Annotated in this window: 23 protein-coding genes; 15 read left to right on the top strand and 8 right to left on the bottom strand. The window is 37.9% G+C overall.

The genetic code is table 11. The features are described 5' to 3' along the window. Positions 1–19: 19 nt before the first annotated feature. Positions 20–313, bottom strand: a complete 294-nt coding sequence (locus tag PL11201_RS04105) for a hypothetical protein (protein WP_079677314.1) — start codon at positions 311–313, stop codon at positions 20–22. A gap of 125 nt (positions 314–438) precedes the next feature. Between PL11201_RS04105 and PL11201_RS04100 the strand changes: the two genes are divergently transcribed. Together PL11201_RS04100 and PL11201_RS04095 are read left to right on the top strand one after the other, a co-directional pair. Then, positions 439–2,220: an NB-ARC domain-containing protein gene (locus PL11201_RS04100; RefSeq protein ID WP_079677313.1), complete on the top strand. Its 1,782-nt coding sequence runs from the start codon at positions 439–441 to the stop codon at positions 2,218–2,220. Next, entirely contained in the window at positions 2,198–3,754 is a 1,557-nt protein-coding gene (locus PL11201_RS04095; protein WP_079677312.1) for a serine/threonine-protein kinase, read from the top strand. Before PL11201_RS04100 ends, PL11201_RS04095 begins: the two co-directional genes overlap by 23 nt. A 61-nt stretch (positions 3,755–3,815) precedes the next feature. On the opposite strand, the gene PL11201_RS26400 is transcribed toward PL11201_RS04095, so the two are convergent. Next, positions 3,816–3,989 (bottom strand): hypothetical protein, encoded by a 174-nt coding sequence (locus PL11201_RS26400; protein WP_159451510.1) that lies wholly within the window; start codon positions 3,987–3,989, stop codon positions 3,816–3,818. Between the two features lie 282 nt (positions 3,990–4,271). Between PL11201_RS26400 and PL11201_RS04090 the strand changes: the two genes are divergently transcribed. Continuing rightward, positions 4,272–4,706, top strand: a complete 435-nt coding sequence (locus tag PL11201_RS04090) for a hypothetical protein (protein ID WP_079677311.1) — start codon at positions 4,272–4,274, stop codon at positions 4,704–4,706. Between the two features lie 62 nt (positions 4,707–4,768). After that, on the top strand, positions 4,769–6,070 hold the full coding sequence (locus PL11201_RS04085) for a tetratricopeptide repeat protein (protein WP_079677310.1): 1,302 nt from the start codon (positions 4,769–4,771) through the stop codon (positions 6,068–6,070). Between the two features lie 73 nt (positions 6,071–6,143). Here the strand turns inward: PL11201_RS04085 and PL11201_RS04080 are convergent, their stop codons facing one another. Next, positions 6,144–6,788, bottom strand: coding sequence for an N-acetyltransferase (locus PL11201_RS04080; RefSeq protein ID WP_079677309.1), 645 nt, complete (start codon positions 6,786–6,788; stop codon positions 6,144–6,146). Positions 6,789–7,049: 261 nt separating this feature from the next. On the opposite strand from PL11201_RS04080, the gene PL11201_RS04075 reads away from it, so the two are divergent. Beyond that, on the top strand, positions 7,050–8,231 hold the full coding sequence (locus PL11201_RS04075) for an RtcB family protein (protein WP_079677308.1): 1,182 nt from the start codon (positions 7,050–7,052) through the stop codon (positions 8,229–8,231). Between the two features lie 83 nt (positions 8,232–8,314). On the opposite strand, the gene PL11201_RS04070 is transcribed toward PL11201_RS04075, so the two are convergent. After that, positions 8,315–9,160: a DUF3598 family protein gene (locus PL11201_RS04070; RefSeq protein WP_079677307.1), complete on the bottom strand. Its 846-nt coding sequence runs from the start codon at positions 9,158–9,160 to the stop codon at positions 8,315–8,317. 30 nt (positions 9,161–9,190) lie between these two features. On the opposite strand from PL11201_RS04070, the gene PL11201_RS04065 reads away from it, so the two are divergent. From PL11201_RS04065 to PL11201_RS04040, 6 genes are all read left to right on the top strand, one after another. Further along, a complete protein-coding gene (locus tag PL11201_RS04065; protein WP_079677306.1) occupies positions 9,191–10,108 on the top strand; it encodes an SAM hydrolase/SAM-dependent halogenase family protein in 918 nt (305 codons plus the stop codon). A gap of 139 nt (positions 10,109–10,247) precedes the next feature. After that, entirely contained in the window at positions 10,248–10,553 is a 306-nt protein-coding gene (locus PL11201_RS04060; RefSeq protein WP_079677305.1) for a YkvA family protein, read from the top strand. Between the two features lie 439 nt (positions 10,554–10,992). Then, positions 10,993–14,709 (top strand): ATP-binding protein, encoded by a 3,717-nt coding sequence (locus tag PL11201_RS26735; protein WP_079677304.1) that lies wholly within the window; start codon positions 10,993–10,995, stop codon positions 14,707–14,709. A 56-nt stretch (positions 14,710–14,765) separates the two neighbouring features. Next, entirely contained in the window at positions 14,766–17,039 is a 2,274-nt protein-coding gene (locus PL11201_RS04050; RefSeq protein ID WP_144017660.1) for a GAF domain-containing protein, read from the top strand. A gap of 154 nt (positions 17,040–17,193) precedes the next feature. Further along, positions 17,194–18,015 carry a histidine kinase gene (locus PL11201_RS04045; protein WP_079677302.1) on the top strand — a complete coding sequence of 274 codons (822 nt, stop codon included), beginning with the start codon at positions 17,194–17,196 and terminating at the stop codon, positions 18,013–18,015. 20 nt (positions 18,016–18,035) lie between these two features. Next, positions 18,036–18,434, top strand: a complete 399-nt coding sequence (locus PL11201_RS04040) for a phage holin family protein (RefSeq protein WP_079677301.1) — start codon at positions 18,036–18,038, stop codon at positions 18,432–18,434. A gap of 100 nt (positions 18,435–18,534) precedes the next feature. On the opposite strand, the gene PL11201_RS04035 is transcribed toward PL11201_RS04040, so the two are convergent. The 3 genes from PL11201_RS04035 to PL11201_RS04025 form a co-directional block, all read right to left on the bottom strand. Continuing rightward, entirely contained in the window at positions 18,535–18,960 is a 426-nt protein-coding gene (locus PL11201_RS04035; protein WP_339394342.1) for an acyl-CoA thioesterase, read from the bottom strand. A 121-nt stretch (positions 18,961–19,081) separates the two neighbouring features. Continuing rightward, positions 19,082–19,495, bottom strand: coding sequence for a tellurite resistance TerB family protein (locus tag PL11201_RS04030; RefSeq protein WP_026794349.1), 414 nt, complete (start codon positions 19,493–19,495; stop codon positions 19,082–19,084). Positions 19,496–19,578: 83 nt separating this feature from the next. Beyond that, a complete protein-coding gene (locus tag PL11201_RS04025) occupies positions 19,579–20,898 on the bottom strand; it encodes an ATP-binding protein (RefSeq protein WP_079677300.1) in 1,320 nt (439 codons plus the stop codon). A gap of 191 nt (positions 20,899–21,089) precedes the next feature. On the opposite strand from PL11201_RS04025, the gene PL11201_RS04020 reads away from it, so the two are divergent. Continuing rightward, on the top strand, positions 21,090–21,413 hold the full coding sequence (locus tag PL11201_RS04020) for a TMEM14 family protein (RefSeq protein ID WP_339394341.1): 324 nt from the start codon (positions 21,090–21,092) through the stop codon (positions 21,411–21,413). A 306-nt stretch (positions 21,414–21,719) separates the two neighbouring features. Continuing rightward, on the top strand, positions 21,720–22,091 hold the full coding sequence (locus tag PL11201_RS04015) for an Hpt domain-containing protein (RefSeq protein ID WP_079677298.1): 372 nt from the start codon (positions 21,720–21,722) through the stop codon (positions 22,089–22,091). A 140-nt stretch (positions 22,092–22,231) separates the two neighbouring features. Here PL11201_RS04015 and PL11201_RS04010 read toward each other — a convergent pair whose 3' ends face one another. Continuing rightward, positions 22,232–22,951: a response regulator gene (locus PL11201_RS04010; protein WP_079677297.1), complete on the bottom strand. Its 720-nt coding sequence runs from the start codon at positions 22,949–22,951 to the stop codon at positions 22,232–22,234. A gap of 125 nt (positions 22,952–23,076) precedes the next feature. Between PL11201_RS04010 and PL11201_RS04005 the strand changes: the two genes are divergently transcribed. Continuing rightward, positions 23,077–24,228, top strand: a complete 1,152-nt coding sequence (locus PL11201_RS04005) for a sensor histidine kinase (protein ID WP_079677296.1) — start codon at positions 23,077–23,079, stop codon at positions 24,226–24,228. Between the two features lie 81 nt (positions 24,229–24,309). Beyond that, positions 24,310–26,100, top strand: coding sequence for an aspartate--tRNA ligase (gene aspS / locus PL11201_RS04000; RefSeq protein ID WP_079677295.1), 1,791 nt, complete (start codon positions 24,310–24,312; stop codon positions 26,098–26,100). Positions 26,101–26,151: the final 51 nt, after the last annotated feature.

Raw genomic sequence — 26,151 nt, 5'->3', positions numbered from 1 at the left:
AATGACAAGATATTATGAACTAATCAAGTCTTTTTATTTCATCAAATAAATAGTCTAAATATTCACCCGATGATACTTGCTCAACTCCGCTAATATTGGGACTAATTTCTTCAAAAAGATGCCGATTCTCTACTTTCGTTTGCACATACCAAGTACCACTTCTTTTAAAAAAGTGATCATGGTATTTGGGATTTCCTTTTTCAAGTGCGTCCGCCGAATCAGCATCCAAAATGCCTTTATTCGAGCCAGATTCTTTGTATTTGTAATATCTTCCGTTTTGACGATGGTATATCGCTCTTGACCAGGCTGCCATAACTCAGTTCCTCGTTTGGCTTAACTACACTGCCATCATCTCAAAAGCTACTTTGGATGTCACGATCTGCTAAGATCAATTAATTACTGATCTCAACTGATCTTGACAATTAACCTAAACTAACCATGACAGGTCAAACCTTGATGGCATCTGAAGAAGGACAGAAAAAAATCAGAGAGGCTATTGAAACTAAAAAATGGAATGTTAGTCAGAAGGATACTAGACCTTTAGTAGCAGCTTGTTTTAAGTACATTCAACAATATCAAGCAGCCCATAATTTGGGTAACAATGCTCGTGAGTGGTTAAAAGATTTTGAACAGATTTTTTATTGTGAAGGTGCTAAAAATCAAACCGAAGCACAAAAAATAGCAAAAATAGCAGAAATTAAGAGAGAAATAATTAAATCATCAAAATATACTTTACTGGATAATATTAAAAATTTTATTGAATCTGGTGAACTTTTTGTAAAGAATATTTCTTGGGGAACTTGGAATAGATTTGCTTCAAAATCTATAAGAAAACCTGTGAATGAGACTGCATTCAAAATTTATTGTGCTATTCTGGATTTGGATTGGCAAGAAATTCAAGAAATGACTGAGCAGCTACCTCCACAATCTGATAATTTTTCCTTAAAATCTAATTTAGATGAACTTCCCCATCAGTCTATATTCTATGGGCGAAAAACTGAGTTAAATCAGTTATTGGAATGGCTGAGTAATAAACAAACAAAAGTTATTCTACTATCGGGAATGGCTGGAATTGGTAAAACAACTTTCATCGTAAATCTTTTAGAGCAAATCACAGATCAGTTTGAGTGTATTATTTATAAAACTTTATCTAATCCTAAGCCTTTTTCTTTATTTTGGCATGATTTAACCGAACAATCTACAAATTTTACTGAAGATATAAAACCAATTATTGATTATTTTCGTAACCATCGTTGTTTACTTATATTAGATAATTGGGAAGAACTTTTAAAATCAGAAAATTTAGCAGGTTATTACCGCCAGGAATATCAAGAGTATGGAGAGTTATTAAGCCAAATAGCTAAAACATCTCATCAAAGTTGTGGGTTATTTATAAGTCAAGAAAAACCGATACAATTTGAAATGTTATTATCTCAACAAATCCCAGTTTATTTGTGGGATTTAAAGGGATTAGATCCAGCCTCTGCTCTCCAGATTTTTGAACATCAAGGATTGGGTAAAGATACTCAAGTTTTAACTAATTTAATCAGACGTTATAGTTATCACCCTGGAGTTCTTAACCTAGTAGCACAGGATATTAAACAAGAATTTAATGGGAATATTTTACAATATTTTAAACAAAGTTCACTCCTAGTAAGTGATGTTATTAGTAACTATATTATCCAGGCATTTACCAAACTATCATCACAGGAAATAGATATTATTTATTTCCTGGCTATTGTTACTGAAAATTTGTCCCAAGAACAGTTAAAACAAGTTTTTGATCACTATTTATCAGGGACAGATATTCTTGATACGATGAAATCACTCAAACGGCGATCGCTCTTAATTCAAGATGCTAATAATACAGAAATAACTTATAGCCTACCTCCATTTATTAAGAAATATGTTAGTAATTTATTTGTAGAAAAGTTTTGCGCTAATATTATAGCAGTGATCAAAACCAAAAATTGGCAAAATATAGGATTATTGAGGACTCATCCTTTAGTTTATCCTAATCCTAATAACAACTTAATTAATCCTAAACTATCGAACAAAATTATAGACAAACTTATTAATTTAAACTGTTCTGAAGATTTATATACTCAATTACAAGATTTATTATTCAAACTGGATTCAAGTTCTGGTTTAGGATATTTCCAAATCAATATTAGTTATTTATCAGGTGTGATTAATCATGGAAATAGGACAAATAATTAATCATAGATATCAAGTGATCTGTCTTTTAGGAACAGGAGGATTTGGAGAAGTGTGGGAAGTCTATGATCTCCAAGATCAAGAACATAAAGTATTAAAAATACTCCAGCAGCATAAATTTCAATATTATCCAGAAAAAGATCAAAATAAAATCATTTCTCTGTTTAAACAAGAAGCAAAAGTATTACAAAAATTAGCTCATCCTGGTATCCCTAAAGGTTATGATTACTTTACCATTACCCCAGAAGGTTATTTAACACCATTACATTGTTTAGTAATGGAAAAAGTTACTGGAGAAAATTTACAACAGTGGTTAGAAAAAAATCAAAAAATCCCTAATATAATAATAGCTCTAAATTGGTTAAAGCAATTAACAAAAACTATTGCTATAATTCATCAAGAGAAACTGATACACCGAGATATTAAACCAGAAAATATTATCTTAAAGTCTGATGGAACTTTAGTTTTAATTGACTTTGGTGCTGTTAGACAAATGACAACAACTTATTTAATTAAGATGGGTAAAAATGAATCTGGTACAAAAATTGTATCTCCCCTATATACACCACCAGAACAAGAATTTACAGGTTTATGTTTTCCTCAATCAGATTTTTTTGCATTAGGGCGCACTTTTGTGAGTTTATTAACAGGAAATAATCCTGAAGATTTTGCCAAAAACACACTTAAAGATGAATTTCAATCTTTAGCAAAATTAATTAACTATATGATCGAAGAATATCCGGGTAAACGTCCTCAGAATACATCAATTATTTTACAATACTTAGACGCGATAGAACAAGAAAAAAACGAAAATATTAATCAAATTTTAGAGCTAATAAAACACCAAAATTATTGGCATTATTTCTTTTTAATTCAAAAACAAAAATTTTTATTAAATACAATTCCTATAGCTACCTTTTTAGTTGTAACCTCTCTAATTTTATCTTTATTATCACCTCAAATTTCTAGACAACTTAATGAGAGTGGTTTACAAGCATTTAACCAATCCAATTATAATAGTGCTTTATGGCAATATCGTTTAGCCTTATTTTTCAATAATAAATCTGTTTCGGCTCATCATAACTTAGGATTAATTTATGACAATCAAGAACAATTAGGTTCAGCCAAAAATGAATATAAAAAAGCTATTGATATAGGGAATTTAGACAAATCTTACAATAATTTAGCTCGTTTAGAAATTTTAACAGGTAATTACAATCAAGCTATTACTTTAATTGAGACCAGTTTAAAAATTAATCCTAATTCTGAGATTAAAACCAAACATAATCTCTACAAAAATTTAGGCTGGTCACAATTAAAATCAGGACAATTATCGGCTGCGAAACAATCTCTAAAACAGGCAATTAACTTAAACTTAAATCTAGCACCACCTTACTGTTTAATGGCACAAGTATTAGAAGCTGAACAAGAATCAGCACAGGAAAAATGGCAAAAATGTTTAACTTATTCTGCTCCAGATGATCAGCCAGAAATCAAAGAATGGCAAGAATTAGCAAAGCAGAAAGTTAAACAATAATGATTTTATAAAACTAAGCTAGATTGCCTATAATCTAGGCAAATCTAGTTAGAATTACAAACTACTTTGTTCCTCCTGTATTACCATCTGGACAATTATGATTAACCTTAACTTCAAAAGGATCTGGAGAAGCAAAAGCAGGTTGATTATAAGGCAAAATTTTACCGATTAAGTTAACACCATGAAGCATTAAACTCACAAGGAGTAAGATTTTAGTCAAAGAAAGACGTTTCATCACAGATTACCTCTCAATCTTAAGTGGGATGAGAAGCTCGTCGGCCAACTGTGCTTACTCGTATATTTCCAGAATGCTTGATTTATTAGGGTTAAATTACTCAGTTTGAGATCAATCCTGTTCGTGCAACAAAGTGAACTAAAACTGAACCCATAAACCAATAACCCTATGCTCTCTTAGCTTGTTAAAACAGTCGATACGGTTCAAGTCAGGGCTTTGAACATCTGATATAATGAGAAGTCAGGTCAAGTCAGGTTAAGTCAGGTAGGAGTGTTTAATCTTATGGAATCTCAATTCAGTAACTTAAGTGAAGATGAAGCTTTAGAAGTCGCAAATAAAAGTTTTTATGATAAATTTCAGCGTTATGTGAGTGATGTAGAAACGATCATTTTTCGTGGTTCTTGGCAGGATAAAACTTATCAACAAATAGCTAATGATTCAGGCTACTCCTTAGACTATTTTCGTGGAGATGCTGGTAATAAATTTTGGCAAAAACTTTCAGAAGCCCTTGGAGAAAAAGTAAAAAAAGACGATTTTAAAGCCGCTATTGAGCGTAAATGGAAAAATTATCAAAAGCCAAATCCTCCTGATTCTCCTCCCTTAAATTATCGGGAAGAAACTTGGCAAAAAGAAAGAACTTATGGTCAATTTGTAGGACGAAATCCTAAAATAACTGATTGGACTGTTTACAAACAGTTGAAAATAGTTATAGAATAATAAATAGATTCTATTTTAAATTCTGCGCTATTAATTTTATGATCAACCTAAAAAAACTGACTATGCAGACAGTAAATATTATTTTAATAGCTGTTATTGTAATCTTGTCTAGTTTAGGAAATACTAGAGTTGCGATCGCCCAAAAGCCAAAACAACCCGAACCAGAAAAACCTTTATTAGATGATTTTTCTCCTAACCCATTATTCAGTAAAGAATCCGATCCTTTACTCCCTTCTCCTCCCCCTGACGGTCAAGTTTTAGGTCAAAGTCAACAGCAAATATTAGAACCTGAATTAGTTAAACTCAATGCGGAAGCTACAGGATTATTAGTGGCGGGAAATATTCCAGGTGCGTTTGAATTATGGAACCGAGAGTTGAGAATTCGTCGTTATTTTGGATTGTCTCAAGAAATTGCAGCTTTAAATCGAGTCGGGTTAATTGCTTGGAATAATAGTCAAAGATTATATATAAAATTTATCACAGAACGTCTTGATCAAATTTCACAAAAACTTAACAAGGAAAAGATTAATGATCTTCAATTATGGGAATCCTTGGGATTAGCATTTAAGAATATTAGGGCTAAAAATTCAGCTTTAAGCCTATATCAACAATTATTAGAAACGGCAAATCAAAGTCAAGATAGTTTAGCCCAAGAACAATATTTTAATGAAATTGCTCAAATTTATATGATGTGGTTAGACTATCCCAACGCCGCCCAAACCTATGAAAAATTGCTAGAATTACAACAGGAAATCCGCGCCATTAAAGGGGATGTACTACCGCCGCCAACCCAACCAGCTACACCGGAAAATCCCAACCCCACACCCCCACCCAGTGAAGTGCGATCGCTACAACAGTTGGCTTTTATTTATGAACAAACAGGAGAATATTTAAAGGCTATTTCTGTTAAAGAAAGACTGGCTGGATATTATGCAAATCAGCAAAATTTATTGCCAATTCCAGAAATTAAGTTAGGTATTGGTTGGAATTATGAAAAATTAGAACAATTTGAACAAGCGGGATTAACTTATCAAGAGGCCTACAGTATTGCTACTTCAATTCAACAGTTTGATAATGCTAGTGAAGCATTAGGGAGACTGGGTAAACTCTATCGGTCTCAAAATCAAATTAAAACCGCTTTAGACATTTACCAAGCCCAAGTTTTAGTCAATCAACAGGCTTATAATTATTATGGAATGATGAATGCTTATGATCAAATAGGAGATATTTATTTATCACAAAAAGCCTATCAATCTGCGATCGCCGCCTTCCAACAAGGATTAGGATTAGCACAACAGTTAAAATATCGAGAGGATTATTTTGTTAAAAAAATTGATCTTGCTACTCGTCAAATGAATCGTTAAATTTTAGTAGAATTTGGCATCAGGTATACCCAAATCCCCTGACTCCGGCTTTATTCGTATCTTTGTGGTTGCTTCAAATCAAAGCAATATCGTCCTGAATATCCTCAATCCAGTTAAAAATAGGTTCATCAGAATCAAGATGATATATTTCTATATATAACTCTCTAACTAACTGTTGAACAACAGTTTTTTGGATCTTTTCCGAATTATTATCATCAATAATCATCAAGATCATTTCTGTAGTTTGAGTTCCATCTAAAGCAGGTAAAATATAAATAATATCTTGTAATTCTTTTGCACCCAACCGTTTATAAAAGGCAATTCTACGCTGCTTTAATTCTCGATGATCTCCAAAATCAGGATGTTCAACTTCTAAGACTAAGGTTTTCGACTCTTTTTTAACTAAATCTATCAGATAATTCAAAAATTGAGAACCGATTTTAATATTTCTTAAATGGGGGATTGTTGCTAAATAAGCTAATAAGATAAAGTTAGAACCAGGCAGGGGATATAAAATTGATATCAAGGCAAATTCTTGTTGAAAATAACCCAACCAGAGTTGAGTTTTTTGAGTTAAAATTGCTTCCCGTATCCAAGGCGTTGGAATTCGTTCTGGAGATAGAAATGTTTCTTCATAAAGTGCGATCGCAGTCTCAAAATCAGGATGATCAATATTCTGAATCTGCTTAAATTCAATTTCAGGGTTAGTTGAATACATAGGAGATTTTAGTTTAACTTAATTTTGGGATTAAATATATTATGACTCCTAGGGGGCGGGTTTATAAAAGTTATTAGTGGGAAACAAAAATTATTACAGAACCCGCCCCTACAATCTGATTCATCTTGTAAGTCAAACTAGAAACCTCGTTTCTAGTTCACCCAGCTTAACCCTAGTATAAATCCGCACTCCTCTTGACAGTGTAGTATAAATGTAATATGCTTGACATAGATTGATATTTAGATACCCCATAAAATTCTTATGCCTTACGAAACGTTAAATCTTTCTACCCCTAAACCCGTCCTATCTTGGGCGAATCACGATTTAGGTTCAGCAGAAACCCAAATGGCGAAAAACGTCGCTTCTTTGCCCTTTGTCTTCAAGCACGTTGCTTTAATGCCCGATGTTCACTTAGGAAAAGGGGCATTAGTCGGTTCTGTAATTGCCACAAAAGAAGCCATTATTCCGGCGGCTGTGGGGGTCGATATTGGTTGCGGAATGTGTGCGATCAAATTACCTTTTATTGCTGAACAAGTGGAGGGGAAACTCAAAAAAATTCGCCAGGAAATTGAAGCAACAATTCCGGTGGGGTTTGATCAAAATAAACATATTGAAAAAGCTGTCACCAATTGGCAAGGATGGCGAGAATTTAAAGACCTGCATTCTAAAGTTCAAAACTTAGAATCAAAAGCGATTAAACAAATGGGATCTTTAGGAGGTGGTAATCATTTTATTGAACTGTGTTTAGATGAAGAAAACAACGTTTGGTTAATGTTACATTCCGGTTCTCGACATATTGGAAATATGTTAGCCCAGAATCATATTGACACCGCAAAAAACCTAGCAAAATTAGCAGAACTTAAACTTCCCGATCCAGATTTAGCTTATTTTGTATCAGGAACTTCTGAATTTGCAGCCTATTGGAATGATTTACAATGGGCGCAACATTACGCTCGATTTAACCGAGATATTATGATGGCACGGTTTAAACGAATTGTGGAAACAGCCGTGGCGGGTGGTAAACCAACTCAAGCCTTATTAGAAGTTAATTGTCATCATAATTATTCTGAAAAAGAACTGCATTTTGGCGAGGAAGTTTATGTAACTCGTAAAGGTGCTGTCCGCGCAGCAGAACAGGATTATGGGATTATTCCTGGTTCAATGGGGGCAAAATCCTTTATTGTGAAAGGCAAGGGAAATCATGATAGTTACTGTAGCTGTTCCCATGGAGCGGGGCGCTTAATGTCTCGAACTAAAGCCAAAAAAACCTTTACTTTAGATGATTTAGTTCAACAAACTAAAGGAGTTGAATGTCGGAAAGATACAGGAATTATTGATGAAATTCCGGGTGCTTATAAATCCATTGATGAAGTCATGAAACAACAATCAGATTTAGTTGAAGTTGTGGCAACTTTGAAACAAATTCTCTGTGTCAAAGGCTAAAAATTCCGTAGGGGCGAGGTCTTCTCGCCCTCTAACTTTAAACCCGATAATTTAATCGGGTTTAGGGTGGGAAAAACTCACTCCTAGGATTGTTTTTGTTCAGTAACTAAGGTTAAACTCACCCATTCTCCTTTGCCATTATATTGACGAATTAAGCGCTGTCTAAGATTCGGTCTAATTAACCAACCCGCCTCAAAAAAGCAGGGTTTCCCTAACTCTACTTTCTCAGGAATTGTCGCGGAAGCCCCATCGGGTAATAATATTACTTTAACGGGGTTTTTTCCTTGATCAAAATAAAGAATAGACCCATCAATTCTTGCTTTTGAGGATATTTTAGTTTCCTGAACTCCAAAAGTTAGATTTTGCTGAAGTTGATGATCATTATCTAATTGTAACTGCATTCGAGTTGAATAAGATTCAGGAGAACGTAAATCAGGATAAATGGTCATTGCTTCTCCTCGCCATTCTCCTAATAACGCCTCAATGGTAAAGGGAGGATATTTAACGATATCAGTTCCCCGACGTTTTTCTCGAATTAATGTTAAACTTTCTAACTGACCATCGGTGTTGAATAGTTCTACTAAACGTAACCGTTGATTTTCATAAATAAATCCAAATTCTGCACCAGATTGTGAAACGGGAGACAGTTGAATTGTTCCTTGAGAAAAGGCACCATTCTCAAAAAATAAAAGATCTCGTCCCAGAGATTGATATTCTCGGACTAATTCTTTAACTTCCGGTGGAGCAGTGGGATCAGAATTAGGATAAAATCGTTTTAGGGTCAGTCGTGCCGTTTGATTGTCATTGAAACTTTCTAGGGTGAGATGACTGGGAATATCAGTGATCAATTCTCCTTGGGGTGATAATTGAGCGAAAGACCCTTGCCATTCTCCGATATTTTTTAGAAAATTTTGCCATTGACTGTTCATTTTTAATTCAATTAATTAATAACATTGATAATGAATCAGGATAATAAAATTATAACACTTTTAACAGATTTTGGTTTAAAAGATGTTTATGTCGCGGTAATGAAAGGGGTGATTAGTCAAATTAATCCTCGAATTAATATCATTGACTTAACCCATGAAATCCCACCTCAAAATATTGCCAATGGTCGATTTTGTTTAATGAATGCTTATTCCTATTTTTCGGAAGGAACAGTTCATGTTGCTGTTGTTGATCCTGGGGTGGGAACCCAAAGAAGGGCGATCGCAATTCAATTTAATAACAATTATTTGGTGGGGCCGGATAATGGATTATTGACGGGAATTTTAGAACCTTTTTTAACTTGTGAAATGGAGGAGATAAATCGCAACAACTTAATTGCGGTTGAATTAAATCATCCCGAATATTGGCGTACTGCTAAACCGAGTACAACCTTTCAAGGTCGAGATATTTTTGCTTCGGTTGGCGCTCATTTAGCATCCGGTGTTCCCCTGGAACAACTGGGAACCATAATTGATCCCAAAACTTTAGTCAGGTTATCTTTACCGCCTTGTCAAGTCCATGATTTAAAAATACAGGGATGTATTCAATATATTGATGGATTTGGAAATTTAGTCACCAATATTCCCAGGGAATTAGTAGCTGATAAAAATTGGTATGTGGCGATTAGTAAAGCCAAAAATAAGAAAAGTAAAAAATTGAATAAAAAAAAGCAAAAGAAATTCAAAAAAAACCTCAATTCCCAACAGCAAATTCTTTCCGGTTCGTCCTACCTGATTGGTACGGGTCAAACCTATGGCGATGTCCCCTTGGGTCACTTTGTCGCCTTAGTGGGTTCCCATGGTTGGGTAGAAATTGCATTGAATGGGGGAAATGCTCAACGAAAATTAAAGGTTGATTGGGCCACAAAGGTACAAGCCTTGTTTACCTAGGATAGAACATCTGAACACCCAAGGATTACGGAAATAACAGGGGTGGAACATCCCTACCACCCTACAGGGTTTTCTACACTTCTCAATCCCCATAGGATTTGTCATCTTAGATACAGGTAGGCAATATTGGAACTGTAAAATGAAAAATCTGATTCAATCTTTTTATAATTGGTATCGTGTGACGCTACGGAATACGAAATATCGTTGGGTTGTAATTTTAGGAAGTTTAATTTACTTGGTGAGTCCCCTAGATATTTCTCCCGACTTTCTGCCCATTGTTGGATGGTTAGATGATGGGATTATTGCTACAATTTTAGTGACCGAAGTATCTCAATTATTGATTGAAGGGTTAAACCGTCGCAAACAAACCCAGAAAGCAACAGAGGTTAATCCAGTTGATTCAATGGGTCATGATCAAACCGTTGTGGATGTTTCCGTTAGCTAGAGAGAATATTTATAATATCAATCTAAAATGCAGTAGAGATAGATAATTATTGATCTCTACTGCATTTTTTATGAGTTTTTGATACTGATAAATTTTGGATTTAAAAAATAAGTCTATCTTTAGGTAGATGCTAGGGTTAACACAATATCTGGTAAATTGCATCTAATGATTCATGATTTTTACATTATTTTATCAATGTTAAAGATCAACAAGCGGTAGCACAATTAACGGATTAAACTCCCTATTGCTTGAATTTATTCCCAGTCCAACTGGCTTTAAAATTAGGTGTGCATTTATACAGTGTTAATTGAGGGTAAAATAGCCAAACCGAACCTTTTCCATTAGGATAAAATTAGATTAGGCAATGATGACATCAAATTATTCAAGATCTTCCGATCCAATATTTTTCTGAATCACCGAGCAAAATGGGGCTGAACCTGTGAACACTAACCTCTCGAATGCTCAAACCTACGAAGCCGAAAGGCAAAGGGCTGAATTCCTAGGGGAACTCAACCCAGCAAAAATGGCGTTTTTAAGCAGTATTAGTCATGAATTTCGGACTCCATTGACCTTAATTCTGGGTTCGGTTGAAGAAATTCTCCAGAGTCAAGACTGTCTTAACTTCTCTCAACGGGAACAGTTAACAGTCGCCAAACGTAATAGTTTACGATTACTCAAATTGGTTAATACTCTCCTTGATTTTTCCAGTATTGAAGCCGAACGAATTCAAGCAGTCTATGAACCTACGGATTTAGCCACTTTAACAATCGAACTGGCGAGTATGTTTCGTTCAGGCATCGAACGGGTGGGAATACAGTTCATTATAGACTGTCCCCCCCTACCCGAACCCGTTTATATTGACAGGGAAATGTGGGAAAAAATAGTAATAAATCTTCTATCTAATGCTTTTAAATTTACATTTAAAGGTCAAATTATTCTTTCTCTGCGCTGGGTCTCCCATGGCGTTGAATTAGAAGTACAGGACACCGGAATTGGGATTCGAGCCAAAGAAATCCCCCGTCTGTTTGAACAGTTCTACCGCGCCCCGGTAGAGACCTGCCATGGCACGTCTGTACAAGGGAGAAACTATCAAGGATCGGGCATGGGTTTATCCTTGGTCAAGGAATTAATCCAATTACAGGGTGGCACGATTAATGTCACCAGTGTCCCAGGACAGGGCAGTTGTTTCAAAGTCTCAATTCCCTCCGGCTATAGTCATCTCCCGGCGGAGCAAGTTAATCTCCGTCCGCCCAATTCCCCTGGTGTCACCCATCTGACCCCCTCCAACACGATGACGACCTATTTAGATGAAGTCAAGAGTTGGTCTGCGGAAACCGATGTTGTGGTTGAAGTTCAACAGATGCCCCCCCCCCAATTACCCCTTCCCCAAATCTTATTAGTGGATGATAGCCCGGATCTGTGCAACTATGTTCAGCGTTTACTGAGCAAGAAATATCAGATAAAAGCGGTAAATAGTGGGTTAGCCGCATTAGAGAGCATTCGGGAAGAAAAACCCGATTTAGTGATTACCGATGTGATCATGCCCGAATTGAACGGCTTTGAATTGCTACAAATTCTGCGCCATGATCCGGACACTCAACGGATTCCAATTATTCTGCTTTCCGCCCGGGCGGGGGAAAATGCCCTGATTGAAGGCCTAGAAGCCAAAGCCGACGACTATCTAATTAAACCCTTTTCTGCCCGGGAACTCCTGGCCCGTGTCCGGTCGATTTTGGAAATGACCCGACTCCGCCAAGAAGCCACAATTCGAGAGCAAGAATTAATTAATACTAAAGCCCGGGTGATTGATATTCTCGAAAGTATTACCGATGGCTTTTTGTCCTTAGATCATCAGTGGCAATTAACCTATGTGAACGGAGCGTCAGAACGGCTCTCTGGTAAAACCCGAGAGGAATTATTAGGGCGTAATTTTTGGGATATTTATTCTCACTTATTGGGCTTTAAGTGCAAGGAAAAACTACGTCAGGTAATCCAAACTCAGGTGGCTGACCATTTTGAAACCTGTTTGGTTGAAGACAACCTCTGGTATGAAGTTCATGTCTACCCCTACGAACAGGGTTTAGCGATTTATTGGCGAGATATTACCAAGCGCAAACAGGCAGAATTGACCTTACTTAAAAGCGAAGAACGATTACGGGTCGCCCTCAAAAGTGCGCCAATTACCTTATTTAATCAGGATCAAACCCTCCGCTATACCTGGGTTCATAATCCCACCCTCCACCAATCCGATCAGGAGATTATCGGTAACACTGATTTTGAGTTGTTACCCCAGGAGGGAGCCGCTCGACTGACTCAACTTAAACGCCGGGTTTTGGAAACCGGGATCGGGACGCGAGAGGAAGTCCCGATTTTCAGCCAGGGACAGCAATACTATTTTGATTTAACCATTGAACCCCTCTACAACCCTAACCATGAAATTATCGGGATCACTTGTGCAGCCGTTGATATTTCGGACTACAAACGAATAGAGTTAGCCCTGCGCCAAAGTGAAACCCAGGCAACAGCTAGGGCCGAGGAGTTAAAAACCTTTATGGAAACCGTTCCGGCGGCGGTCTGGATTGCCCATGACCCCCAGTGCCACCAGATGACGGCGAACCGGGCTGCCCATGAATTGGTGCAGTTGCCCTCGGGTTCGGTGGTGACGGCGACTCCCGAGGATGGCTCCTATCCCTTTGAATTCAAGATTCAACGCCGGGGCCAAGATATTCCCCCAGAAGATTTGCCCATGCAGCAGGCGGGACGGACGGGAGAAAATATCGAGTCGGAATTTGAGTTTGTTTTTGAAAATGGGGAAGTTCGTTTTATTTATGGTCGGGCGGTTCCTTTACGAGATGAAGTGGGGGAGATTCGGGGGGTGATTGGGGCGTTTTTGGATGTGAGCGATCGTAAACGAGTCGAACAGGAACGGGAACAACTGCTAATCAGGGAACAGGCCGCCCGGGAGCAAGCCGAAATGACCAACCGGATTAAGGATGAGTTTCTCACGGTTTTATCCCATGAATTGCGATCGCCCTTAAATCCGATCTTGGGTTGGACAAAACTCCTACAAACTCGTAAATTCGATTCCCAAGGCACAGCCCGGGCTTTAGAAACCATCGAACGCAATGCGAAACTCCAAACCCAACTGATTGAGGATTTATTAGATATTTCTCGAATGTTGCGGGGAAATATGGTCTTACATAAACAACCCGTTAATTTAATTACAATCATCACCTCGGCGATAGAAACTTTTAAATTAGCCGCCGAAGCCAAAGAAATTCAAGTCAGATTTGAAATTGCTCAAAATTCTGGTTTCTCATCCCTTTTAATCTATGTTTTGGGGGATGAAACCCGACTGCAACAGATTATCTGGAATCTATTATCTAATGCCATTAAATTTACTCCCCCCGGGGGTATTGTTGAGATTTACTTAAAATCTGGGGAAGATCAAGTCCAAATTCAGGTCAAAGACACCGGAATTGGTATTAATCCTCAGTTTTTACCCTATGTATTTGACTATTTTCGTCAACAGGATGGGACAAACACCCGCAAATTTGGGGGTTTGGGACTGGGACTCGCCATTGTCCGACACCTAACGGAATTGCATGGGGGAACAGTCAGCGCGAACAGTTTAGGCGAAAATTTAGGGGCGACGTTTTCGGTGCAGTTACCCTTAATGAAATCTGTAGAGACCTGCCCGGGCGAAGCCATGCCGAATATTGGCACGTCTCTAAAACCGCCCCCGGCTCAAAATCCGGTGATCAACTCCATTAATTTAACCGGCTTGCGAGTTTTAGCCATTGATGATCAAGCTGAGACCCGGGCTCTAGTCGAGTCGATTCTAACCCAAGCTGGGGCCCAAGTAAAAATGGCAGGCTCCGCTCAGGAAGCACTCTTGATGATTCAGGAGTTTTCCCCCGATGTCTTAGTTTCAGATATGGGAATGCCGGACATGGAGGCCTATATATTTGGGGATGAGGTCAGAAACAGATCATCAATTCCCGTCATCGGATTAACAGCAAATCCAGAAGAAACTAAAGGCTCCCTCACTAGGGACACCAGATTTCAAATCCACTTGGCTAAACCCATTGTGGCTAATGAATTAGTCGCTTGTGTTGCCACTTTAACCCATCGCCTTCGGAACTCCGCGATTTGATCAAGATCTGTTAGAATCAAATGACTATTTATCAGCCCCTTTTCCCCAACAGCAAAGTGTCTAAAAATACTGTCCCCCCTGAGTCTACAGAGCAATTCACTTCCTGTCAGAAACTCGAAACGCCGGAGGATTGGAAACAGACTGTTGAGCAGTTATTTTATTTACAACACAGCAGTCATCTGTTGATGGCAATTATTGATCCTCAAACCTTAACGGTGCATTACGCGAATCAATCCTTTTGTCATGTTTGTCAACTGAATCCAGCCTTATTAGGGGCGGAAACGGGGTTATCCGTAAATCCACAGAGAAGTTATAAAAATATTGAAGTTGCAGATCGACCCTTAAACGGATTAAACCTGAAAATTCAAGACCTATTCCCACACTGGGATCATTTAACCTTAGAAAAACTCTATCGTTATCATCTGTTGCATAAAATTTTAAAGCAGGATTATGGTATTGATCTGCAATCTTTACAACTATTAGATCAGTCCGTGATCGCAATTTTGAATTGCCCGGAAACCTTAAAACAAAAATTTATTAGAATTTGGTTAAATTCAGATTTACTGCAAATCAAACGGCGAGATCCTAAACAGGATGAATTTGCCCACTTTAAACTCAAATTAATCCCCGTTTCTGAGCGAGAGGCTTGGTTTTCACACCCAGAAAATTTTAATCAACTCGCCCAACAGTTAACTTTAGATCACTATCAAATAGAAGGAGTATTGTTATTAGAAGGGTTGGAAATTACTCGACCCGAAAAAATGCGTCGCATCACCTATCAATTAATTAGTCGAGATTTAACTACTCAATCTGACTATTGGGAACAAATAGAACGGCAATTAAATTCTTTATTTAGCGTCAATAACTGTTTATTATTACGCATTCAAGGTCAAGAAGCAAAACTATCTTTGAGTTTGAATAATTGCACTACTGCACCTATTATTTATTCCTTGGATACGCTGAATGACTCCCCGATTATTCAAGCGGTTCAACAGAATCAGGTGCTGAATATTCCTGACCTTCGCCAACAATGTCCTACGGATTTTGAACGCCATTTACGCAAACTCCATGTCCGTTCCTTATTATTAATTCCCTTAGTCATTCAATCAGTTAATTTAAAAGGCAGTCAACAAATTTTAGGGGTGGTGGGGTTAACCAGCGATCGCCCGAATCATTTTACCCTAAATGATGTTAAAAATGCCCAGGAATTAATCCCGGCTTTTATCACCGCTTTCTGTCATTCTTTACAACAACAATTCACCAAATTACGCAATATTCATCCTTCGGTGGAATGGCGATTTTTACAAGAAGCTGAACGTCGCAGTTGGGGATTTAAACCAGAAACTATTGTCTTTGAAACCGTTTATCCCCTCTATGGAATTTCAGATATTCGGAGTTCGTCTGAACAACGTAATTGCGCCATTAAAGAAGACTTATTAGAACAATTTCAACTGGCAATTAATATTGTCGAAGTTTTATGTGAAACCCAAGATTCAGCCTTGGGAGAACAACTCAAACAGGATTTACAAAATTATTTAACTCAACTGCACGCTGAGATTAATGTTGAGATAGAAATGAGTGCAACAGATTATTTGGAAAAACATTTAGAAATTTATTTTGATTATTTTTCTCAATGTAATACCCAGGTACAAAAGGCATTAAAACAATATGAACAAGCCTGTGATAATGAACATGGATGTATTTATAAAGCCCGATCTAAATACGATGAAATGTTACATCAAATTACTGACAATTTACAACAAACTTGGACAAATTGGCAAAAGCAGATGCAGACGATTATCCCCCACTATTATGATATGGAAATTAGCGATGGAATGGATCATATTATCTATGCGGGAAAATCCATTGATTCTCGGTTTACTTCCTTCCATATTCGCAGTCTCCGATATGAACAACTGCGGGCAATGTGTGATTGCGCCCGATCCCTGTTTAAATTAAAATCAGAACATAAAATTACCCTGGATTTAGTCCACCTAGTTTTAGTCCAGCATACACCCATTGATATTTTTCATGATGAAAATACCGAAGGCATTTTTTCAGTTAGGGGAACCCGTGATATCCGTTATGAAATTGTTAAAAAACGCATTGATAAAGGGATTGATAAAGAAACGAAAACCCGCATTACTCAATCAGGAATGATAACCATTGTTTATTCAACCGAAGAAGAACGAGAAGAATATGAACAGTATTTACGCTATTTGCATCGGGAAGGTTGGGTAACGGATAAAATCGAATTTGGAGTGGTTGATCCACTTCCAGGGGTCAGTGGGTTAAATTATGCCCGTGTTGCTGTTATAGGTAATGGGTAATTACAAATTACGAATTACAAATTACAAATTACTATTCCCCATTCCCTAAAATACGGATATTCCCATATCCAGAGTGTAGAAAACTTTACTCACACAATTGGAAAAATTTGTTTATCATAGAGAGGAACTTAAGCCTATTATTGAGGATATAGCCATGTCAGAACCCACTCAAAACAAACTCGCCTCGGATTTAGAAAAAGCTCAATCTGAAGGTAAATTACGCGCTGAACGAATTCGGGAAATTGTTAAATCTTCCATCTCAGAAGTCGGTTCGGAATTTAAAGGCGGTTCTCAAGAAATTCGAGATTTAGTTAAACAGGTTGTAGGAACAGTTTTAGAAACTGTCAAAGGAAAAGGCGAGGAAGTTCAAGAAAATGTGACTGCTTCTATTGAAGGAGTAATTGATGGTATTAGTCAAGCGAAACAGGAGTCGATTGCTAAAACTCAAGCGGAAGTAAAACAACTACAAGCTCGCATTGATCAACATGAACAGGAGTTACAAAATAATATTAATTTAGCTTTGAGCGATATTCAAGAAGTTGGAACCAATAAGTCAGATCAGGTTAAAACGGCGATTGAATCCGCGATTACAACCATTAAAAACAGTGAAGAATCTACTCTAATGCAGAAACGTTACGCCCAACTCAAAGCTCAATTGGCTATCGTGAATGCTAACTTAGTTGGACGTTATGGACAACGTTATGAGGAGGTTAAGGATTATTTAGAAGAAGCACAATCTTGGTATGAAAAAGCCAAAGACGAACCGGAAATTTATACCGAGAAAATTGATGAGAAACGCAAAGATTTTGAAGTAAAATTAGGAGAAGCAGGAACGGCGATCGCTCAAAAAGAAAAAGAAATTAAACAGCGTTTAAACGATCTATGGAAATCGATTTCTGAAACCTTTACTAATAATCAGTCCCAACCTGATGAAAAAAAAGAGGATTCATCTGATATCAACAAAAATACCCTTTAAAATAATCTGAGGCAAAATTTATGATCGCATCATTATTAACGTTGGTAGCAACAGCCCTAAGTTTATTAGTGGTTGATTTAGTTGTACCTGGGGTAAATTTATCCACCTTTTTAGTAGCTTTAATTGCGGCGGCGGCTATTGGGGGAGTCAATGCTTTTATTAAACCGATTTTATCAACATTATCCATTCCCCTAAACATTTTAAGTTTAGGTGGTTTTTCATTCATTGTGAATGGTTTTTGTTTCTGGTTAGCTTCGGTTTTCATTCCTGGATTTCAAGTACAGGGTTTATTAGCTTTTATTTTGAGCCCCGTGATTTTATCCGCCGTGAATGCTTTTCTCAATGGCTATTTTGTAGAAAAATATCCCCAATTCTTTAATTCTCAAGAGTCCTTAAACCAATCAAAAACTACTGATTAAACCGTAGGGGTTGGGTCTCCCAACCCTCTTTATGCCTGGGTTGAGAGACCCAACCCCTACCCTAAAATATAGCAACCTCCGTCTCGCGCGTCGCGGATTGCTATATATCCTGTGATGCTTTTTCTAACCAGTTAATAATTTCGGGAGGTAAAGGTTGGCGTTGACGAGTTTTAGGAGCAATACAAATATGTTTTGTTATCGCTTCAGCAATTAATTGATCAGAGTTATCCAATCTGATTTCATATTGAATTTTGAAAGAATTTTCATTAATAATTTCAGGATTTAATCTAATTAAAATTTGATCTCCACAGAATAAAGGAAACCGAAAATCCACACTCGCATGAACAATTGGCATGGCAAAATCAGGATTAACAAAAAAACTTTTAAGATTAATTTCTGCCTGATTTAGAGAGGCTTCATAGGCTTCATGACCCATTGCTAAAATATTAGCAAAATAAACCACCCCCGCAGCATCCGTATCTTGAAAACGAATCGTTCGCTTATAGATATATCGCAAATCAGTCATCAGTTATTAGTTATTAGTCTATTACCCATTACCTATCACGGATTTAAGAGGATTTCACGGATTTCACGGATTTAATCTGTGTTAATCTGCGTAATCCTTTTAAATCCGTGATCCGCTTCTATTATCCTTTATTTTTGATCAACATCACATCAATAATGTTATTAGCCATCGGTTCGGAAATCTCTAAAACATTAAACAGTTTATCCAATAAGGCTTCTTCTTCTTCGGTAATGACTCCATCGGCTAAAGTAATATCAGTAACCACAGCAAAGGCAGTTTCTCTGAGTTCATGGGGCAATTTTTTCACCGCCTCTTTTAATAATATATCCGCTCCTTGTGCTTGTAATTGATTTAGGAGTTGATCAATCATTCCTCGCATTTTTTCCCCGGAATAATCACTAAAAAGCTGCATTCGAGAGAAGGTTGTGGTAATAGCTTGGGATTCACTTCCAGTAATATAACCATCAGCCGCTACCGCAATTAATGCGATCGCCGCAAACGCTTCCGCAGAATTAAATTGAATGGCGCTTGACATTGTGAAAACCTCCTGAGGTGATTTCGCGTTATCGTAGATTTTTCCCACGCCTATGATTACACTATCTGCGGTTTTTTTCCAATTTATTTTCCAAAAACTGCCAATTCCGCCGTCAAAAAGTCAATAAATTGCCGCGCGGTTCGTCCCGAACGTCCATTATGACGAGTCGCCCATTGTAGGGCGCGAAACTGTAAATCTTCAGGACTGATTTTAATTCCCCCTTGACTGGCTAAATGTCTTACCATATTCAAATAGGTATTCTGGTCAGCAGGTGGAAAGGTTAAGGTTAAACCAAAGCGATCGCTAAAGGATAATTTTTCCTGTACCGTATCCCAAACATGAACTTCATCTTGATCTTTCGGGGAAGGTCGATCTTCAAAATATTCTCGAATTAAATGGCGACGGTTAGAAGTCGCATAAACAATCACATTTTGCGGACGGGCGGTGAGGTTTCCTTCTAATACCACTTTTAAGGCTTTAAAAGCATCATCATCTTCTTCAAAGGATAAATCATCCACAAAAATAATAAATTTCTGCGGTACTCCTCGTAATTGTTCTACCACTAACGGTAAGTCTTTTAAATCAGATTTTGCCACTTCAATTAAACGTAAACCGCGATCGCTATATTCATGTAATAACGATTTAATTAAGGAGGATTTACCCGACCCACGACTGCCATATAATAAAACATTTAAAGCTGGATATCCAGCCAATAATATTTCTGTATTTTTTAATAAAAGATCCCGTTGATTTTCATATCCAATTAACTGGCTCAAATGCACTGGATCAGGGTGATTAATAGTTAATAACTTGCCATTTTGCCAACGAAACGCATCGGCTTGGGCAAATAAACCCGTTCCAAATTTATGATAATGATTCGCTAAACTTTCTAAGGCTTCTGACCAATTTTCTAAGGTTTTAAATTTATTTCGTAAGGGTAATTCTTGGATTTTTTCTAACGGTTCCGGTTGCGGTTGCCAAATTATGGGGTTTTCCGATAATTGGGCGACGGTTCTTAACCAATGGCTGATTTTTTCCCCGTTATATTGATAGAGACTTTGGAGGATTTTTAAATCTTGTTTTGCCGCTTCAATTAAAACCGGAGGCAATTGCTCAAGAGAGGTTTGTTGGGCTTGTTGGGTAAAGGGATTATCCGCCCTTAAAATTTGAGTAATTAGATGTTCTTGCCAACTTTGTTGATATTTGGCTTGGACTTGAAACCAACTACCATAAGCTTTTAAACAATTTAAAATACTCGATTCACTATGATGAAATGTTTCTAAAAGATATAAAAATGCTTGCCCGATTTCATGATCAAAAATATCTTGATACAGTAGTAGGGTGGCAACCTGACGCTGTAGGAACCTAACCTGTGAAATAATGGGGCTATTCAGAGAAGACATAAAATAGGATTAAAAAGTAACAAATAGGAATTAATGATTAACTTCGCATTATAGCAAAAAATGAGTCGATAATACCATAAACTTTTATAACGTTAAATTTTAATTTTTGATACAATTTAGAAGAATTGTTAATCCATAGATTCCTAGAAGTTGTATAAAGAAACTTTGTAGTTGTTTTTTGGGCATGGGTTATGATGGATTTTGGGGTAATTGCGGCGATCGCCTACGGTTTATTAGCATTTATCGGTGGTATTGTGGGTTATACTAAAGCCAAAAGTAAGATTTCTCTATTTGCGGGTTGTTCCACAGGAATTTTACTGATTTTGGGTGGTATTATCCAAATCCAAGGAGTAAGCTGGGGATTAATATTCTCCATTGTGCTTTCGGTTTTTCTGATGATTACCTTTATTTCTCGTTTACTCAAAACCCGTAAATTTATGCCCTCTGGATTAATGATTATTGCCGGATTTATAGCAGTTACGATGATGGGGTATCAACTACAAATGGTTTTATAATCAAATTTTATAAGGCAATATTCAATGGGCTTTTAGCCATTTTACCAACATTTTAAATCATTAAAAGTCCGGTAGAGATTGCTATATAGCTATCCGTGTAGGATTTGTGGAAAAAATCCCGTAGGGGTTTGGTCTCCAAACCCTCTTTGCACCTGGGTTGGATATTCCAACCCCTACAATAAAATATTACAAATCAAAAAATATTACAATATATTTAAAAATTGCTACATGATAGACAAAATGTCGTACGACGGTTAACCTATAAGCACTGGGATATTACTTATTGCGGAGTTTGAAAGATGAACTATGAATATCTTAACCGTTCCAGTTCTTCCTGTAAACTTAGAACGTCTGAATCGTTTACTCAGGGGAAATTGTCACCTGCAACAAAAATTGCTATACCTGTTCCTGAAACAAGCTGAAATCCGAACTCAGAGCTTGCGCCAAGGGATTATCAATCGGGATTTTATCAGTATTAAACAACAAGCTCATGCTTTAAGAGGATCAAGTGCAACCGCAGCCATATTACAAATCCCAGAAATTGCGGAACAACTCGAAAATCTCGCCGAAGCAGAAAATTTAGAAGGAGCAATGGAGTTAGTTGAAAAACTACAAGAGTGTTTAATTCGGGTTCGAGTTTTTGTCCAAGAAGAAACTTTATCTCAATCAAATTTTTAATATCTAATTAATAGAATTGCTCTTATAATTAGATTTCATATTAATTAAGCAGCACTCGTACCTAAAATCTTCCTAGCGAGCGGGGACGCTCGCACTAATATTCAGGGAGATAATATTAACTCCAATCAACTCAAAAAACCTTACTCAATCCAACCGGAACGTAAAGCCCGAACCGCAGCTTGAGTACGATCATCAGCACAGAGCTTATTCAGAATACTGCGAACATGGGTCTTAACCGTTCCCACAGTAATATAGAGTTTTTCAGCAATTTCAGCATTACTCCGTCCAGCCACAATTAATTCTAAAACCTCCAATTCCCTGTCCGTTAAAGGACAAGATTTTAAAAATTCTTGATACTCAGCTTCTACCGCATTAATCATCACGGTTTTCTGATCACCCGCAGCCGGAATATCCGGTTGTTTTTTCTTCGCTTGTTTGAGAACTGTGCGGGCAATCACGGGATCAATCCAAGCATTGCCTTCATAGGTTGTATAAATCGCATCCTTGAGTTTATCAATACTCACATCCTTAACACTATAGGAATCTGCACCCGCCGCAAAAGCTCCCATGACCGCATCCTCATTATCGTGCATGGTCAGAATCAGAACCTTGGTTTCCCGCGCCCCACTACTGGCAATATGTTGCTTAAACTTTTGGGTTAATTCAATGCCATCCATATCCGGTAAACCGATATCAATAATGGCAATATCAGGCTGGGTTTGTTTGAGAATTTCCAAACCCGTTTTTCCATTAGCCGCCTCCCCAACAATCTTAATATTACTGTCCTGTTGTAATGCCGTTCTCAAACCCACCCGGGTTAAATCATGATCCTCTACCAGAACAATATTGATTTTAGTCATAACGGAATTTTCCTAATTGTTGTAAAAGTCTGTATTATTTGCCAATTTGTTGTTAAAATTAATCACAAATTCAGGGCGAATATTAACCTCATCACACTGTATCTTTGAAAAAAATTTCCCAAATTATGCCCCGTTCTATTACCCCACCTCCAAAATCCAGCGATCGAATTTTAGCCGTTGACGACTCCCCAGATAACCTATTTTTAGTAGAAGCTATTTTAGCCGAAGAAGGATATGAAGTTGTCTGTAAACCTGATGGCATTTCTGCCTTAGCCTTGATTAAAACCCATCCTCCTGATTTAGTATTATTAGATGTAATGATGCCAGGGATTGATGGCTATGAAGTCACTCGACGGATTCGCAAAAATCCCGATCTTCCCTTTATCCCCATTTTATTAATTACTGCCCACGATCATTCTAGCGTGGTTGAGGGATTAGATGCCGGGGCGGATGACTTCATTCGCAAACCCGTTGAAGTTGATGAACTTTTAGCCAGGGTGCGATCGCTCCTAAGACTTAAACATAGCATTGATCAACAGAAAGCGATGTCTCGACAACGGGAAGACTTTGTTTCCCGCCTGACCCATGATCTGCGGACGCCTTTGGTAGCAGCCGATCGAATGTTACATTTATTCCAACAAGGTGCCTTGGGGGAAATTTCTTCTCCAATGGCAGAAGCGATCGCATCCATGATTAAAAGTAACCAAAACCTTCTGCAAATGGTTAATACCTTACTAGAGGTTTATCGGTATGAAGCGGGTAGAAAAACCTTAACTTTCTCCTATTTCGATTTAGGTCAATTAGTCCAAGAAGTAATAGCAGAACTCAGCCCCCTGATTCAAAATAAAGAATTATCCCTGCAATTTACCCCTTCCCAGGATTGTCTAACCCATGCCCCGGTTATTATTGGCGACCCCTTAGAAATTCGGCGGGTTGTTACCAATTTAGTGGGAAATGCGATTAAATTCACCGATCGGGGGAGTGTCAAAATTCGTCTGTATTCAACAGAAATGCAACTCAATATTAGCAATCAGCCTCAAAAAGTCATGATTTTGGAAGTTGAAGATAGCGGAATTGGTATAGCTCCCGAAGATCAAGTTCTCATCTTTGAACGATTCCGTCAAGGCGATAATAAACGTTCGGGTAGTGGGTTAGGATTACACCTGATTTCACTAATTGTAGAAGCCCACAAAGGCATGATTCAAGTAAAATCCCAAATCGGTCAGGGAAGTCTATTTAAAATTTGTTTACCCGTTAACCCCCAATTCGGCGGTTAAGAACAGGACGAGTGATGTCTGTTTGACTTATACTGATAAGTTGCCCTAATTTAAACCTTAGTTTAACTTTCATTAAGAGTCATGCGAACCCACTACTGCGGCAATCTCCGATCCACCCATCTTGGCGAAACTCTCACCCTCTGCGGATGGGTTGATAGGCGTCGCGATCATGGGGGTGTAATATTTTTAGATTTACGCGATCGCACGGGTATTGTTCAAATTGTCAGCGACCCAGAACGAACCCCTGACTCCTACAAGGCCGCCGAAGGTCTGCGAAATGAATATGTAGTTAAAATCACCGGGCGAGTCTCCCAACGTCCCCCCGAGTCCCTCAACCCCAAATTAGCCACCGGAGAAATTGAAATTTACGCCGAACGCATTGAACTGCTGAATGGACTGGGAAAACAATTACCCTTTCAAATTTCCGCCTCAGAAACCGAAACAGTTCGGGAAGATTTACGCCTCAAATATCGCTATTTAGATTTACGTCGAGAACGCATGACTCGCAACTTACAATTGCGTCATGAAGTGGTCAAAGCCATGCGGCGGTTTTTAGAAGATCAAGAGCATTTTATCGAAGTTGAAACCCCCATTTTGACCCGTTCAACTCCTGAAGGAGCGCGGGATTATTTAGTTCCGAGTCGAGTTAATCCTGGAGAGTGGTTTGCTTTACCCCAATCGCCCCAACTGTTCAAACAATTATTAATGGTATCAGGATTTGATCGGTATTATCAAATTGCTCGCTGTTTCCGAGATGAAGATTTACGCGCTGATCGCCAACCGGAATTCACTCAATTAGATATGGAAATGAGCTTTATGACCCAGGAAGGAATTCTGGCGTTAAATGAAGCCTTAGTTGCTCATATTTTTAAAACCGTTAAAGGCATTGAAATTCCCCTTCCTTTCCCCCGTTTAACCTATAAAGAAGCCCTAGATCGTTATGGGAGTGATAAACCCGATACCCGCTTTGGTTTGGAGTTAGTGGATGTTTCCGATATTGTTAAAAATTGTGGTTTTAAAGTATTTTCAGGGGCCGTTACTTCCGGGGGAACGGTAAAAATTTTACCGATTCCGGGGGGAAATGAAGCGATTTCTAATATGCGAATTAAACCCGGTGGCGATCTGTTTAAAGAAGCCTGTGAAGCAGGGGCTAAAGGGTTAGCATTTATTCGGGTACGGGAAGATGGCATTGATACCATTGGTGCGATCAAAGATAATTTAACCGCCGAACAAAAACAGGAAATATTAACCCGAACCAATGCTAAAGCCGGGGATTTACTGTTATTTGGGGCGGGGGATATTGCTACGGTAAATAAAACCTTAGACCGTTTGCGTCTATTTATTGGGAAAGAATTAGAACTGATTGATCCGAGTAAAATTAATTTATTGTGGATTGTTGAGTTTCCGATGTTTGAATGGAATGACGAAGAAAAACGTTTAGAAGCCCTACATCACCCCTTTACTGCTCCCTATCCCGAGGATATTCATGATTTATCCCAAGCCCGGGCGCAGGCCTACGATTTAGTCTTAAATGGCTATGAAATCGGCGGTGGTAGTCTACGGATTTATAAACGGGAAATTCAAGAACAGGTATTTTCAACTATTGGATTAACCCTGGAGGAAGCCTACAGCAAATTTGGCTTTTTATTGGAAGCTTTTGAATATGGAACCCCTCCCCATGGCGGTATTGCCTACGGTTTGGATCGATTGGTTATGTTATTATCGGGAGAGGAATCTATTCGAGATGTGATTGCATTTCCTAAGACCCAACAAGCGGGTTGTTTATTAACTAATGCCCCTTCAAGTGTTGATCAAAAACAGTTAAAGGAACTCCAGGTTACTTCCACTTACAAACCCAAAACCGACAAATAAACCCATTCCACATTCAGTTGTGAAAAAAACTATGGGGGTTGGGTGCGTAAG

The organism is Planktothrix sp. PCC 11201 (assembly GCF_900009135.1).
Classification (GTDB): Bacteria; Cyanobacteriota; Cyanobacteriia; order Cyanobacteriales; family Microcoleaceae; genus Planktothrix.
Note: the sequence above shows the minus strand (reverse complement) of the source record. Positions and strands in the feature narration are given on the sequence as shown.

Bases quoted from the DNA above. Each gene is read 5' to 3' on its own strand.
- PL11201_RS04015 (WP_079677298.1), top strand. From the start codon at position 21,720: ATGAATATCTTAACCGTTCCAGTTCTTCCTGTAAACTTAGAACGTCTG.
- PL11201_RS04035 (WP_339394342.1), bottom strand. From the start codon at position 18,960: ATGACTGATTTGCGATATATCTATAAGCGAACGATTCGTTTTCAAGAT.
- PL11201_RS26400 (WP_159451510.1), bottom strand. From the start codon at position 3,989: ATGAAACGTCTTTCTTTGACTAAAATCTTACTCCTTGTGAGTTTAATG.
- PL11201_RS04080 (WP_079677309.1), bottom strand. From the start codon at position 6,788: ATGTATTCAACTAACCCTGAAATTGAATTTAAGCAGATTCAGAATATT.
- PL11201_RS04100 (WP_079677313.1), top strand. From the start codon at position 439: ATGACAGGTCAAACCTTGATGGCATCTGAAGAAGGACAGAAAAAAATC.
- PL11201_RS04025 (WP_079677300.1), bottom strand. From the start codon at position 20,898: ATGTCTTCTCTGAATAGCCCCATTATTTCACAGGTTAGGTTCCTACAG.
- PL11201_RS04040 (WP_079677301.1), top strand. From the start codon at position 18,036: ATGATCGCATCATTATTAACGTTGGTAGCAACAGCCCTAAGTTTATTA.
- PL11201_RS04085 (WP_079677310.1), top strand. From the start codon at position 4,769: ATGCAGACAGTAAATATTATTTTAATAGCTGTTATTGTAATCTTGTCT.
- PL11201_RS04020 (WP_339394341.1), top strand. From the start codon at position 21,090: ATGATGGATTTTGGGGTAATTGCGGCGATCGCCTACGGTTTATTAGCA.
- PL11201_RS04065 (WP_079677306.1), top strand. From the start codon at position 9,191: ATGAATCAGGATAATAAAATTATAACACTTTTAACAGATTTTGGTTTA.
- PL11201_RS04070 (WP_079677307.1), bottom strand. From the start codon at position 9,160: ATGAACAGTCAATGGCAAAATTTTCTAAAAAATATCGGAGAATGGCAA.
- PL11201_RS04105 (WP_079677314.1), bottom strand. From the start codon at position 313: ATGGCAGCCTGGTCAAGAGCGATATACCATCGTCAAAACGGAAGATAT.
- PL11201_RS04095 (WP_079677312.1), top strand. From the start codon at position 2,198: ATGGAAATAGGACAAATAATTAATCATAGATATCAAGTGATCTGTCTT.
- PL11201_RS04005 (WP_079677296.1), top strand. From the start codon at position 23,077: ATGCCCCGTTCTATTACCCCACCTCCAAAATCCAGCGATCGAATTTTA.
- PL11201_RS04010 (WP_079677297.1), bottom strand. From the start codon at position 22,951: ATGACTAAAATCAATATTGTTCTGGTAGAGGATCATGATTTAACCCGG.
- PL11201_RS04060 (WP_079677305.1), top strand. From the start codon at position 10,248: ATGAAAAATCTGATTCAATCTTTTTATAATTGGTATCGTGTGACGCTA.
- aspS (WP_079677295.1), top strand. From the start codon at position 24,310: ATGCGAACCCACTACTGCGGCAATCTCCGATCCACCCATCTTGGCGAA.
- PL11201_RS04075 (WP_079677308.1), top strand. From the start codon at position 7,050: ATGCCTTACGAAACGTTAAATCTTTCTACCCCTAAACCCGTCCTATCT.
- PL11201_RS04045 (WP_079677302.1), top strand. From the start codon at position 17,194: ATGTCAGAACCCACTCAAAACAAACTCGCCTCGGATTTAGAAAAAGCT.
- PL11201_RS04030 (WP_026794349.1), bottom strand. From the start codon at position 19,495: ATGTCAAGCGCCATTCAATTTAATTCTGCGGAAGCGTTTGCGGCGATC.
- PL11201_RS04090 (WP_079677311.1), top strand. From the start codon at position 4,272: ATGGAATCTCAATTCAGTAACTTAAGTGAAGATGAAGCTTTAGAAGTC.